Origin of the sequence: uncultured Roseibium sp., from assembly GCF_963675095.2 — a bacterium.
Lineage (GTDB): Bacteria > Pseudomonadota > Alphaproteobacteria > Rhizobiales > Stappiaceae > Roseibium.
This window is the reverse complement of sequence record NZ_CAXXSJ010000014.1, coordinates 1-14,598: the sequence shown is the minus strand read 5'-3', so window position 1 is coordinate 14,598 and position 14,598 is coordinate 1. Positions and strand designations below refer to the sequence as shown.

The window sequence follows — 14,598 nt, the reverse complement described above, 5'->3', positions numbered from 1 at the left end:
CAATCCGTACCTGACCGAGGCCGTTCCTCATCCCGACGTTTTTCGAACGATCGCGTCAAGACTGATCGGTCCACCGCCCGCGGCGGCAAGGTAGAGAAAGACGAAGCAGTACAAAATCGCTTCGGCACCGCCGTTGATCAACGGGAAAAAGCTCTGGGGAGCGTGCGCCATGAAATAGGCGACCGCCATGGTGCCGGAAGCGATGAAAGCCGCGGGTCTGGTGAACAGACCGAGCGTTATCAGGAGCCCGCCGATGAGTTCAATCGAGCCGGCAAATCCGGCCATGCTCATGAGTTCGGTCCCGGAATACTGGCTGTGCGGGAAATCCAGGAATTTCGACGTGCCGTGTTCCAGAAACAGGAGCCCCGCGACCAGGCGGAGCAGGCTGTGGCAAAAAGGGGCGACTTTTCCAGGAATATCCAAGTTGAACCTCCAATTGGCCTTTAGCACGTCCCGATGGAAGGACGTTCTTCCTGTCAAAGGAAAACCCCATTCCTCTACCTCTGCAATGGTATTTCCTTCTCTCTGAAACGGGATCAACAGAAGATTATAAGGGAGGTATTTGGCGCGGTTTACATTGACGCGTGAGAAATCTGCTCGGTTACAGCACCGATATTCGATAGGGCATAATGGAGAATTGGCCGCGGCACCCGTTCGCATCCTCGGGGCACGTCAAGAATGGCAATGACCTTGCAAACCGTACCGTATCACTCTTGCCGCAGTCTGCTTTGAAAGAAGCCGGTGCGGCTCCGGCAGTGCCACCAGAGGTGAAACGCCAGAGCCGCAGAGGGATGTCAGTTACGCAATCTCGTCGTTGCCGAGAACTTCCAATTGATCGATGACGCCATCCTGATCATTCAGGACCCCGTCATTCCAGGACGCTGCCGCAAGATTTTCGAGGCTGAGATCCTCTGCTTGAACATCCTCGATGATGTAGGTGTGACCACCGTTTCCGAGAACTTCGATATGCAGGTCCCCATCGACTTCCGAAATCTCAACGTGCCTTGAGGAGAGCGAGCCGAAATCGAGGACGTCCTCAGACGGATTGAAATCCGAGATGACCTCTTCGGCACCCCAGTTCCAGGTCATGTGGACGGTATCCTGGGTACCGTCTCCCGAGTTCGTATCGCTGTCATCGGAGCCCGTATCGCCTGTATCTGTATTACCGGTATCCGTGTCGCCGGTATCCGTGTCACCGCTATCCGTGTCGCCGCTATCGTCATCATCCGCATCATCATTCGAAGAGTCGTCCTGTCCGATCAGGCTTAGGATTTCCTGTGCGGCGTTGGGATTTCTGATCGTGAAATTATCGGCGCTGAGATCGGACAGGGAGACACCTTCCAATGTCACCGTCTGATGCGTCGAGGCAATTGTGAAAACGACATTGCCGTCGGTTTCGGTCACCTCGATCTGCCTCGCATTGAACCGGCCTATGAAGATCGTGTCGGTATCAGGATCGAAATCCGTGATGACCTGGTCGCTGCCCGGATCTCGGAGAATGGCAACAGTCGCTGTCTCCGGGGTTACATCCGCGGTCCCGTGTTCACGGCCCTGATCCGGATCCTGACCGGTGTCGGTATCGCCACTATCCGTATCACCGTCGTCGGCGTCGCCGGTATCGGTATCGCCCGTATCGGTATCGCCTGTGTCGGTGTCCCCACTGTCAGTGTCACCGCTATCGTTATCACCGCTATCGGTATCACCCGTGTCGGTGTCGTCCGTATCGTCGTCCGAGCTGTCTTCCTGGCTGACCTGGGAGAGGATTTCCTCAGCGGCAGTGTCGTCCATGATGGTGAAGTTGGCGGCGGTCAGGTCTGAAAGAGAGACCCCTTCCAGCGTGACGGTCTGGTTGTTGGACGAGATCGTGAAAACGACATTTCCATCGCTTTCGGAAACGTCGATCTGGCTTGAGGTGAACCAGCCGATATAGATCGTGTCGGTATCCGGATTAAAATCGGAAATGACCGCGTTCGTGCCCCAGTTCCAGTCAATGACCACATCGGCAGTATCCGCGGTGACATCTGCCGTGCCGTTGTCGTCGTTGTTCAAGCCCTCGTCGCCGGTCAGGCGTTCCTCGAAATATTCGATGAGTTCATCGATGCTGGGAGAATCATAACCGCCGAACTGATCGATGTACTGAAGGATCGAGGTTCCGTATTCATCGTTGGCGAGCGTTCCGTTGAGCAGCAAAGAGACGATGGCCGGAGCGCCGCTCAGGTGGGCGCCGGCGAGAATACCGGTCAGCGTCAGCTCGACGGTAACTGCGGAATCCCCGGACCCGTAGGTCACGGTCGTTCCCAGGTAGTCGTCGAGGCTCTTGCCGGCAGCAGCCAGCCCATCCTGGATGGTCTCCAGATTGAATCCGAAGGCCTCCCGGATAGCGACGTCCTGCGCTTCCTGGGTCATGAATTCTTCAAGGGAGTCGACACCGTTCTTGCCGGTCCAGGTGCCGTCCCAGGTGTTCGTCGAGGCGCCGTTTCCATAGTAGGCGTCATCGTCATAATAACCGAGATCGATCAGGAACGGCTCTCCGAACTGGTAGCCGACGAAGCCATAGGAATTCATGGACCGATAGGCCATGGTTTCCCATTCCTCGTCGGTCAGCTCGCTCCAGCTCGAGTAGTCAGGAAAAAAGTCCTGAACCGATCCGCCGGCCCATGTGTCGAGCTGCGAATCCACAATGATGCCTGCATCGTAGCGCTCCCGGTCCCAACCGGATTCATACGCCAGAAGTGCATCAAGAAAATCTTCGAAAGTACCTGCCATGAGGGTTTTCCTTTATCAGCATTCCCCCACCCAACGCCTATGACTTGTCTATCGATTAGTATATCTCAAGATTAATAATGTATCAGATTGTATCAGTTGATGATAAAATCCAATACTTACCTCTGCTTTTTTGATTATTAAAAATATGTAACTTGCATAAAATAAGAATTCGACGAATTAACAATTACAATAAAGGCGGAAAACTACCTCGTTTTGCGTCATCATCTCTTTGATATTGATGTCGGTGGGTTTTGATCGCATGTCCTACGTTAACCATAACCTGAAAGAGACAAGTTCTCTTTATGCGCTTGGGCAGGCAGGTGAGGAACAGTCGCCGCTCGCAAGTGTGCTTTCCTCTCTTCGGGGTTGGCTGTGGGGCGTTGGTGGCGTCAGTTTCGTCATCAACATGCTGACGCTGACCGGCCCCCTGTTCATGCTTCAGGTTTATGATCGTGTGCTCGTCAGCGGATCCGTGCCGACCCTGGTGGCGATCGGTATCCTCGCGCTGGCTCTCTACCTGTTTTTCGGTGTGCTTCAGGGGCTGCGTGCGCGCGTCCTGTACCGTATCGGGCAGCAGGTGGATGCGCACCTGTCATCGGAAGCCTTCGTTCTTTCGTCGCGCATTCCAACGAGGATGGGCGCGAAGGGACGCTCCCTGCGTCCCGTCCAGGATCTCGATACGATCACGCAGTTCATGTCCGGTCAGGGACCTGCCGCCATTTTCGATATTCCCTGGCTCCCCTTCTATCTGTGCTTCGTCTTTCTCCTGCACAGCCTGCTCGGTTTTGTCGCCCTAATTGGGGCTGTCATCATTCTCGTCCTGGTGTTGCTCAACGAGGTATCGTCCCGCAAACCGTCCGCAATGGCTGCGCGGATGCGGGGCAGACGCGGCGCGCTGGTCGAGGAAAGCCGGCGCAATGCCGATGCGATTTCAGCCATGGGCATGGGCCATGCCTTGTCGGAACAGTGGAACGCGGAGAATGGGGCGTATCTCGCCGGGCAGCGCTTTGCCGCAGACCGGTCGGGCTTTTACAGCTCGGCCATCAAGACGATCCGCTTCATCCTGCAATCCGCGATGCTGGCGACCGGCGCCTGGCTCGCAATCCGCCAGGAAATATCGCCGGGTGTCATGATCGCCAGTTCGATCATGACTGCGCGGGCCCTTTCTCCGGTGGAGCAGGCCGTTGCCCATTGGCGCGGCTTCGTCTCGGCACGGCAAAGCTTCAACCGCCTGCAGGAACTGTTCCGCATCCAGATGGAACCATCACAGAACGTGGAACTGCCGCTTCCGGGCAAGCATCTGTCCGTCGAACAGCTTTATTGCGGGCCGACAGGGATGCGCCAGCCTGTCATTCACGGCGTTTCCCTGGACCTTGCCGCCGGCGACGGCCTGGCGATACTGGGGCCTTCCGGCTCCGGCAAGACCACCCTGGCCAAGGCGATCGTCGGCACGGCCTCCTTGCTCAAGGGTGACATTCGCTTCGATGGCGCGACGCTCGATCAGTGGAGCACCGACCGGCGCGGCCGGATCATCGGATACCTGCCCCAGGAGCTGCAGTTATTCGACGGAACGATTGCCAGCAATATCGCCCGTTTCGACCCGCGTGCGACGTCGGAAGAGATTATCGAGGCGGCTCGTCTTGCCGATGTGCACGACCTGATCGTTTCCCTGCCCAATGGCTATGACACGATCATCGGCTCCGAAGGGGTGTCGCTTTCCGGTGGCCAACGCCAGCGTATCGCCCTTGCACGGGCCCTGTTCGGCAATCCCTTTGTCCTCGTCCTCGACGAACCGAATTCCAATCTCGATGCGGAGGGTGAGGTTGCCCTGGCGGAGGCGGTCCTGAAGATGCGTGAACAAGGTTCCATCGTCATTCTGGTCGCCCATCGCCCCCGCGCAATCGGTGCGGTCAACAAGGTTTTGTGCCTCAAGGACGGGCGGGTTGCGGCCATAGGGCCGAAGGAAGAAGTCATGCGCAAGATGATGACGCCGGTTCAATCCGTAGCAGCCGGGAGGCAGCAGGCATGACCATGTTTCCGAACAGGTCGCCCCAAGGCAATGAAACGCTGACACTCAGCATTCGCAACCATCTGTCGCTGGCTGTGACGATCGTCGGCATCCTGGTGGTGGGCATGGGCGGTTGGGCCACGTTCACCGAGATCGCGGGTGCTGTGATCGCGCGCGGCACCCTCGTTGTGGAAAGCGAGGTGAAACAGGTTCAGCACCGCGAAGGCGGGATCGTCCGGGAGATCCTTGTTCGGGAAGGAGAGGAAGTGTCGGCGGGCGATCTTCTCATTCGCCTCGACAACACGATGGCGCGGAGCAATCACTCCATCATCATCAACCAGCTGAGTGAGTTGACGGCGCGGCGAGCGCGCCTGGAAGCAGAGCGGGACGGCAAGGACCAGATCGAGTTTCCACCGCGCCCGGAAGGTATCGCCAGAGAAAAAGCCGCGGAAACGGAGCTTCGTCAGGCGTTGTTGATGCGTGCCCGAAACGGAAGCCAGACCAAGCGCAAGGAACAGCTTGGAGATCAGATTCAACAGCTTGAAGCGCAGATCAGCGGGCTGGAGGCGCAAGTGTCCGCGCAGGCGGAGGAGCTCGACCTTCTTGACGATGAACTTGCCGGCGTAAAAGCGCTCTTTGCCAAGAAGCTGGTCACGAAAAACCGCATCTCCAGCCTCGAGCGCGACCGGACCCGCATGGTCGGTCAGAAGAGCGAACTGCTATCGGAGATCGCCGGCCTGAAGGAAACCGTCAGCGAACGGCGAATGCAGATCCTTCAGATCGACGAGGATGGGCGTGCCGAGGTGCTGCAGGAATTGCAGGACGTTGTCTCCAAGATCGCGGAGCTCGAGTTGCAGAAAGTGACCGTTGAAGACGAGTTGAACCGTCTGGAGATCCGCTCACCGCGCGCCGGCTACGTCCATCAACTGGCCGTCCACACGATCGGCGGCGTCGTACCGGCCGGCGAAACGATCATGGACATTGTTCCACGGGAAGATCAATTGGTCGTCGATGCTCAGGTCACGCCATCGGATATCGATCAGGTTTACCGGAACCAGGACGCATTCATTCGCTTTCCGGGTCTGGATCACCGGACGACGCCGCGCCTGGTCGCCAAGGTGCAGCGGGTTGCGGCCGACGAAACCATCGATCCTGGCACGGGTGAACATTACTACAATGTCCGGCTGAAGATCCCCAAGGACGAACTGGCCAAACTCGACGGTCAGGGTCTGGTTCCCGGAATGCCGGTGGAGGCCTTCGTCACCACAGCGAACAGGACCATATTGTCCTACCTGATGCAGCCCGTTACCGATCAGATCGCCCATGCGATGAAGGAAGGCTGAGCAATACCCGGGAACTTGTTGAAAGTGTCGGATACGCCATCGTTTGAAGGGTCCCAGTCCCGCGGCCTCTGCCATGAGTGTTGGATGAGACAGCCCTTCTGATGGTGAGATAACTCAGCTTGCGTCGAGTCCAAGCAGCGTCATGCCATATACGACCCAGCCGTAACATAGCGCCAGAGAAACGATCGTAACCGGCAGAACGTAGCGGGCGAATTCCCAGAACTGGAACGGGCGGGCGCCGAGTTTTTCGGTTTGCTGGACCACGATGACATTGCTTGCGGCGCTGATGATAAAGAGATTGCCGGCAAGCGTGCTGATCCCGGCGAGCAACATCAGGGTCGCCGTATCCGCGGACGGGAGCAGGTTCAGATAGATCTGGACAACCGGCACATTGGAAAAGAGCTGACTGGCCCAGAAGCTGACTTTTGCCACGATGAACGGTTCGTTGAGACGGTCCTGCCAGGGCCCGAGCATATCCTGTAAGGCTCCGGATTTCAGAACAGCACCGGTGACGATGAACATGGCTACGAAAAACATCAGCGTGTGCCAGTCGACCTCTCGCAGGATCGTCAATCTGCGTCTTGAAAACAGATAAATCGGCAGTGAGGCGGCCACACTGATGAGCCCGAGCGGGACGTCGATTTCCGGGAACCGGCTTTGCAAGCTGCTATCGGCAATGACGAGAACGGTGAGAAGCGCTGTTGCAGAGAGCGCGGGCCAGGGGCGGTTTGATGTCGGTTCGGGTAACGAAAGGCTATTGGTCTCAACCTTTGCCTCGCGGGCGAGACAACGGCGGTACCAAACATAGGCGAAGAGCAGAGACAGCAGCGTTGGTGCGAATAGCCAGCGCAGGAACGTGCCGACCGGATTGTCGAATTGACCGGCGGTTACAATGAGAATGTTTTGCGGGTTGCCGACCGGCGACATCATGCTGCCGATGGTCACCGCAACGCACAGGGCAATCAGCGGGACCGCCGGGCGGATTCCAAGTCCGAATGCGATTGTGAGCGCGATCGGGGTACCGATCGCTGCTGCGGCATCATTCGTCAAAACCGCCGAGATGAGAGCGGCAAGAGCCATGAACAGGAGTAAGGTCCGGTCCGCAGACTTGCCTTTGTCGCGGATAAGCGCACTCAAACGATGGGAAATTCCGCAGTCGTAAAGGGCATGGGAGATCGAAAAAACACCGAACAGATAGGCGATCACGTTCCAGTCGACCGCGCTTATCGCCTCCGAGGGGTGAATTTCGCCGGAGAGCACAAGGACAAGCGCACCCGTCGTCATGATCTGCCAGATACGAACCGACTCCGGCAGCCATTGCCGGATCGAGATCAGGGCGAAGATCGCAGTTGAGACTGCCAGGCTGAAGGTCATGTTGCGATGTCAGGTCTTCGTAATGCCAGGATCATGGGTTGCCCCACCATCCGTCTTTTGCAGCGTCGGTGCCGTTTCGGGCATGGCAAGGCCGAATACCAGGGCGCCGACAACCGCGATCGCGGCGAGAAACAGGAGGCCCGTGGAATACCCGGCCAGTTCGACGATCCAGCCAGAAATGAGGTTGCTGAAGGTTGCTCCAAGACCGATCAGGGTCGTCAGAGCGCCCTGGGCGGCGTTGAACCGCCCGGTACCATGGGTCAGGTCCGCCAGAATGAGTAGAAAAATCATCCCGAATATGCCGTTGGCCAGGCCGTCGAGCGATTGCACGCCGACCAGGTAATAACTGTCGTTGGACAGGGTGTAGAGCAGGCCCCTGATCGGCAAGACGGCAAAAGCCGCCAGAAACAGCGGTTTGCGGCCCCAGATGTCGGCCTTCGCGCCGCAAAGGAGCGCCATGGGGATCATGAACAGCTGGGCGGCCACGATACAGGCGGCGGTGAAGGCAATGCCCATGCCTGTGTCGCTGCCAAGCGCCAGTTGCTGGCTGACCAGGGGCAGCATGGCTGCATTGGCGAAATGAAAGATCACCACCGATATCGCGAAGGTGAGAAGACGCTTGTCGGAGAAAAGGGCCAGAAATCCCTCCGCCCGTCCCTCGTCGGGGCCTGTCTCTTCAAGCCCGCCACGGGCCACATCATGATCGATCGCGTTCTTGTCGATCATGGCGATGCTGGCGAGCATTCCGCAGGCCATGGCGGCAATCAGCCAGAACACCCCGTCCGGCAGCCACCAGATCGCCAGGGCCGCTCCCAGAGCCGCGCCGAAGACATTGCCTGCATGATTCCAGGCCTGGTTGGCACTGCTTTGTGCAGTAAAGCGGTCGGGACCGGTGATGCCCAATGTCACCGCCGCAATGGCAGGCCCCAGAAAGGCACAGGCGATGCCGATGGCAATCTGGGCGGAGTAGATGAGCCAGGGCGGATCGTCGGTAATGACGATGATGATCGCCGAAACACCGATGATGATCGTGCAAGCGGCAAGAATGGCCCGTTTGAAACGCGTGGCGTCTATGATCGCCCCCGCCGGTGTCTGAACCAAAACGGTGGCGATCGAACCGGCGGCAAGGGCCATTCCGATACCGCCCGGCTTCCAGTGGTAGGCGGACAGAAGATAGATCGCGAGATAAGGTCCGAGCCCTGCGACAACATCCCCGGCAAAGAAATTGGCGCCAAGAAGAGGCCTGTTTAATCGTGTTCCCAAATCCATCCGCCCCAATCAATCAGCTTCAAAAATAAACTTCCGCCTTTCAAAAGTAATTACCCGCCTATCGACAAGAACGAATTTAAGACTTCACTCTTAATATGGCATTAAGTTTTGCCGTTTTTCCATCTTAAATAGGACTTGATTACACGGATTCATTATTTGATACATACAAGAGAATTCGTGGCGGCAGCGCCGGAATTCGCCGCCTTGAACTATGCAATACTGGTGGAGGCCTTCGTGGCCACGGCCAACAGGACCATATTGGCGCACCTGATGAAGCCGTTTACCGACCAGATTGCCGATGCGATGAAGGAAGGCTGGCAGCCACCAAGACCCAGCTCTCCCAATCCAGCATCATTTCCCGACGCTGCTCCAACAGATCTGTCCGGTGGTAAGCCGCCTCGGTCGCGTTGCGGATCGTATGCGCCAATGCCCGTTCGGCAAGATCGCGGGGATAGCCGTTCTCGGAAGCCCAATCGCGGAAAGATGACCGAAAGCCGTGGACGGTCGCGATACGACCGGGAGTGTCACTCTTCACATTATGATCCCGGACGCATTTCGTCAGCGTCATGTCGCTGATCGGCGTATTGTTGCGGGACGGGAATACAAGCTGTGATGTCTCGTCCTCGTCGGTCGGCTTTAGCCCCTCCAGGAGCTCAACCAGATAGGGCGAGAGAGGCACGCGATGCGCGACCTTGGCCTTCATGCGCTGGGCTGGCAGCGCCCAGACACCATTATCGAAGTCGAGCTCAGACCATTCCATCTGACGGATCTCTCCCGAGCGTGCTGCCGTCAGGATCAGGACTTCCAGCATCAGCTTGGATTGCGTCAGCAGGCCTGAATGCAGCACGTCCTGAACGAAGGCCGGTACATCCCGCCAGGGAACAGCCGGCTGATGCGCGACCCTCTCCCGTTTACCCGGCTGTTTCGGGAGGAGTTGCGTCACGACACTGACGGGACTTGCCACAATGAACCCATTGGCAGCGCACCAGCTCATCACCGTATCGCAACGTTGTTTTACGCGCGAGGCTGTTTCGGGCTTCTGCAGCCAGATCGGTTTGAGCGCCTTGGCAAAGTCCGCTGCCGTCAAGTGGGGAACTTGGATATTCCCGATGAATGGGAAGACATATTGTTCCAGTGTGTTGATCCACTGGTCCGCATGCTTCTTGTTGCGATACCCCTCTTTTCTGTCCCCATGAACCTTGCGAGCTGCCTCCGCAAAACTTGGAATCGAGAGCTTAATTCGCTCCGTCTCTAAAAGGCGCTTGCGTTCCTCAATCGGATCCTTGCCCAGCTCGATCAGCTTGCGCGCTTCAAAGCCGAGTTCACGTGCCTGGCTCAGGGAGATCAGCGGGTAACTGCCAATACCCATGTCCCGGCGCTTCATGGTTTCAGGGGAGGTGAACCGCAAGATCCATTTCCCCGCACCATGGGTCTTCACTGGAAACAGATAGAGGCCCTTGATGGAGCCATCAGAGAGCGGCTTGTCGCCAGGTTTTATCTTCCGTGCCTTGGCATCACTCAGCATGTCCCCCCCCTCAAGACGCTACGATGGGCTAAAGCTCCAGCCCATCATTCAGCCCATCAAAAAACGTGAGATGGGATGTTGGGAGCTGATAGTGATTGATACGATAATTGATGATGGATTTACAAATTAATTCGTAAAAACAATATGTTGCAAAACTCGAATGAGAGCATATGAGACTGATATAGATACACATACTGGCGGACTCTCTGTCCGCCATTTTTTTATCATATTGATACAATTGAATTTTCCAGAGCGCAGCGCCTATCGGTCATCATTCTACTCGTCGCGCGGCACCGTTTTTCACAGTCCCTCGCCCAATCAAGATATCTTGCTTCAGACTCCTGCACTCCATCGCTGCAGGGCCGACCCATAGAGAAATTCGGATAACTTGGATTCATCCAGGTCATTCATCTGCTCGTCCAGGACGTTCCAGCCACCCGACAGCGCTCGATCTTTACGGGCGCGACTTAGGAGGCTTGCATGTGCCCGGTACGGCAATCTGAGCTATTTCATGAGAGTGCACCTTCAGGCTCTGAAGCGATCTCCGCCTGGAGCGGTACCAGTGTGGGCTCGCCCTCTCTTCCCTCCCCGTTTTTCAGCCGTCGGATTGCGCAGTGTCGCGCGTCACAGGTCCGTCGCCCTTTTCCGCATTAGGTATTGGTCATCGGCGGCGCAAAACCTGCCGAAGTCAAAAACCAACAGGAGAAACGCAATGCTTCGTCGAACGACCCGCTAGCTGACGAACTCGCACGATCGCGGAAACAAGCCGCATCCCCTCCCACTCAGGAGCTGGAGCCACCCGCAAACCCGGCTTGGTTCATTTCGCCTGTCTTGACATGTCACAAGAGAACAATCATTTGTCGTCACGATAACTCGTTATGATTGCTATCAAATCAGCTCTTGCAGGCGCGGTGTTCATTTAAGCGATTTCATATCTCCTGTAAGAAATATCATTATGAGGATTAACACCGACATCATGGCGCATGACCAATTGCTGAGCGCATTCCATCAGAGTCAAAATTCGATTTTTCAAGTCTTGAATAGAAATCAGCGTCTAGCAAGGAAGTTCAATAAAACCTTGGCTTCCGGCAACACGCACTTCAGCGCAGCTCGGTGGGAGAAAGCCCTCGTTTGTTATGAGACTGCTCTTACTTGCAGTCTCGATCCAGATCAGTCCGCGCATGTCCATTTTCTGATTGGCCGAACACTGGCCAAGTCCGACCGGCGCCCTGAAGCTGTCCGTCATTTCCATCAGGCTCTGAAAATCAATCCCGATCATCCGGACTATCGCGGTGCCGCTTTAAAGAACCTCATATGTCTTGGGGATGCAAAATTCGATGCAGGCAGATGGGATGAGGCCGTAGCGTCGTACAAGGCCGCGCTCGCAACAAGTCTCGACCCCGATCAACTGAACCATGCGCATTCCCAGCTCGGCCGCACACTGATCAAGTCCGATCGCCGCGTTGAGGCGGCCGGTCATTTCGAGCAGGCTCTGAAGATCAAACCCGATCACCAGGGCTGTCGAAGTGCAGCTTTCAAGAACCTCATATGCCTTGGGGATGCAAAATTCGATGCAGGCAGATGGGATGAGGCCGTAGCGTCGTACAAGGCCGCGCTCGCGACCGGTCTCGACCCCGATCAGTTGGCCCGTGCGCATTCCCAGATCGGCCGAACACTGGTGATGTCCGACCGGCGCGCCGAGGCGGCCCACCATTTCGAGCAGGCTCTGAAATTCAAACCCGAGCGCCATGACTATCGAAGTGCCGCGGCCAAGAACCTCATATGCCTTGGGGATGCAAAATTCGATGCCGGCAGAGGGGATGAGGCCGTACAGGCCTACAAGACGGCTCTTGCGATCGGTCTCGGCCCCGATCAGCTGGCCCAACCGCATTTCCTGATTGGTCGAACATTGGCCAAGTCCGGTCGACGCGCCGAAGCTGCCGATCATTTCAATCAGGCCCTGAAACTCAATCCCGATCATCAGGACTGTCGAAGTGCGGCTTTCAAGAACCTCATATGCCTTGGTGATGCAAACTTCGATGCCGGCAAATGGGATGAAGCCGTACAGGCCTACGAGACGGCTCTTGCGATCGGTCTCGGCCCCGATCAGCTGGCCCGTTCGCATTTCCTGATCGGTCGAACATTGGCCAAGTCCGACCGGCGCGCTGAGGCGGTCCGTCATTTCGATCAGGCTCTGAAAATCAAATCCGATCACCAGGACTGTCGAAGTGCGGCTTTCAAGAACCTGACTTGTCTTGGAGATGCAAACTTCAATGCCGGCAGATGGGATGTGGCCATCCAGTTTTACCAGACTGCCGCCGCAATCGGTTTCGATCCCGATCAGTTGGCCTATGCCCATATTTTGATTGGCCGGGTCTTAACAAAGATCGACAGGCATGCCGAAGCCGGAGAGCGTTTTGCTCTCGCCTTGCAGATCAAACCGGGCGATCGCGGCTATCAGGATGCAGCCATTCGAAACCTTCACTTTGTTGGAGACACCCATTCCGCTCAACAACGGTGGGAAGATGCTCTGCAGGCTTATCAGGCCGCGTTTGCAATCAACCCCAACGACGCCCGGACCTGCGTACGCATCGGAGAATTGCTCTTCAAGACCGACAGACGTTTGAGCGCCGCAGTCTACTTCGACCGGGCCGTGAATTCTCGATACGGAGGATTGGACGTAAAAGAATCCGCAGTCAAAAGACTGTTTCGTTTAAAGGACGACCTTGATAGCAATCAAAAACATGAAGACTCCCGGAAAATATTTGAAGTGATTCTTGCGCTTAATCCTCAATCTCAGTTTAAGACGAGTGACTATGACGGAGACCGACCTTACCGTTTCATGTCAAACGAACGCCTGAGATCGATAGTCGATACCTATTCCGAAAACCGTTCAACAGGGTCAAAAGACAGGTGCGCGATCTATAGCTGCATTACCGGAGCCCACGACCCCGTAATGCCGCACGAGGATCTCATAAAGTCATCCGATTATCATATGTTCCTGGATGACGCCAAAGGCAACACATATGCTTTCGATGTAAAGGAAACACCTTATTTCGATGACGATTCAGCAAGATCCGCCCGATACGTCAAAACGCATCCGCACATCTTGCTGCCCGGCTACGAAATCGCCGTCTGGATCGACGGCAATATCTTGATACGCAATGACCTGTCGGACTTGATCGAGCGCTTTGCTCAATCCGGTTTCCCTGTCGGCGGCATCCCCCATCCGGTGCGAACTTCGGTTTACGGAGAGGCCGAGGCGTGTATCCGAAAAGATAAAGACGATCCGGATGTTATCCGAAAGCAGATGTCCAGATATGAAGCGGAAGGGTTTGAATGCGACGACCTAGTCGAGACGAACCTTCTGATGTTTCGACTGGATCACCCCAAGCTCTCTTCCTTCCTGAATATCTGGTGGTCGGAAATCGAAAAAGGGTCCCGTCGCGATCAATTGTCTTTCAACTATTCCCTTCGCAAAGCGGATGCGGACTATTTTCGCCTGACGACACGCCCTGACAGCGTTCACAATCACCCGGCTCTGGCCTGGTTCAAACACGGTTACGATCAGGTTCCCGATTGTTCTTCATCTGCTTTGCCTGCGCGCCCGAAGCGCAAATACGCAGACGTTATGAATGCGCGCGCTGCTGCCCAGGCAGAGAGAAAAGTCGACGTCATTGTCTGCGTTCACGATGCGTTGGAAAGCGTGAAACCCTGTCTGACATCGGTTGCAGAATGCAGGAACCCGGAGCGTCACAGGATCATCATTGTCAATGATGGCTCGTCTGCAGAGACGGCCGAATGGCTTGAAGGCTTTGCCGGGGAAACCAGCAATACTGAACTAATCTCTCGCGCCCAACCTTGCGGATATACGAGTTCTGCGAACCTGGGCCTGCGGGAAATGGCTCCGGATGCGGATTTGGCCATTCTTCTCAACAGCGACACGGTCGTTGCCCGCTCCTGGATCGAGAAACTGCTGGACACCGCTTTTACCAACCCGGGCATCGGCGTGGTCGGACCGCTTTCGAGCGCTGCAAGCCATCAGTCTGTTCCCAATCACAAAGGCACGAAAACGCAAACCGCCATCAATGACTTGCCGAGCGGCTACACAGTGGCGGATATGAACCGCTGGTGCGAAGAGAACAGCCCGGAAGATTTTGTCCCGCGCGTCCCGCTCATACACGGGTTCTGCTTTGCTCTGACCCGGGAAGCGATCGAAAAGGTCGGCTACTTTGACGAGGAAAACTTTCCAGACGGGTTCGGAGAAGAAAACGATTACTGTTTTCGGGTGTCGGACGCTGGCTTATCGCTCG

At 56.3% G+C, this 14,598-nt stretch carries 8 protein-coding genes; 3 read left to right on the top strand and 5 right to left on the bottom strand.

Annotation, left to right across the window (positions count from 1 at the left end; genetic code table 11):
- Positions 1-27: 27 nt before the first annotated feature.
- Complete coding sequence (locus ABIN98_RS05250; protein WP_346908039.1) at positions 28-423, bottom strand: DoxX family protein; 396 nt, start codon at positions 421-423, stop codon at positions 28-30.
- A gap of 375 nt (positions 424-798) precedes the next feature.
- A complete protein-coding gene (locus tag ABIN98_RS05245) occupies positions 799-2,766 on the bottom strand; it encodes a hypothetical protein (RefSeq protein WP_346908037.1) in 1,968 nt (655 codons plus the stop codon).
- A 259-nt stretch (positions 2,767-3,025) separates the two neighbouring features.
- On the opposite strand from ABIN98_RS05245, the gene ABIN98_RS05240 reads away from it, so the two are divergent.
- On the top strand, positions 3,026-4,795 hold the full coding sequence (locus ABIN98_RS05240; protein WP_346908036.1) for a type I secretion system permease/ATPase: 1,770 nt from the start codon (positions 3,026-3,028) through the stop codon (positions 4,793-4,795).
- Positions 4,792-6,117 (top strand): HlyD family type I secretion periplasmic adaptor subunit, encoded by a 1,326-nt coding sequence (locus tag ABIN98_RS05235; RefSeq protein ID WP_346908034.1) that lies wholly within the window; start codon positions 4,792-4,794, stop codon positions 6,115-6,117. Before ABIN98_RS05240 ends, ABIN98_RS05235 begins: the two co-directional genes overlap by 4 nt.
- A gap of 114 nt (positions 6,118-6,231) precedes the next feature.
- Here ABIN98_RS05235 and ABIN98_RS05230 read toward each other — a convergent pair whose 3' ends face one another.
- The 3 genes from ABIN98_RS05230 to ABIN98_RS05220 form a co-directional block, all read right to left on the bottom strand.
- Entirely contained in the window at positions 6,232-7,491 is a 1,260-nt protein-coding gene (locus ABIN98_RS05230; protein ID WP_346908032.1) for an SLC13 family permease, read from the bottom strand.
- A gap of 9 nt (positions 7,492-7,500) precedes the next feature.
- Positions 7,501-8,754, bottom strand: coding sequence for an MFS transporter (locus ABIN98_RS05225; RefSeq protein ID WP_346908030.1), 1,254 nt, complete (start codon positions 8,752-8,754; stop codon positions 7,501-7,503).
- 286 nt (positions 8,755-9,040) lie between these two features.
- Complete coding sequence (locus ABIN98_RS05220) at positions 9,041-10,285, bottom strand: tyrosine-type recombinase/integrase (RefSeq protein ID WP_346908029.1); 1,245 nt, start codon at positions 10,283-10,285, stop codon at positions 9,041-9,043.
- A 955-nt stretch (positions 10,286-11,240) separates the two neighbouring features.
- Here ABIN98_RS05220 and ABIN98_RS05215 point away from each other — a divergent pair.
- Positions 11,241-14,598 (top strand): tetratricopeptide repeat protein (locus ABIN98_RS05215; RefSeq protein ID WP_346908027.1); only part of this gene is annotated, 3,358 nt, incomplete at its 3' end.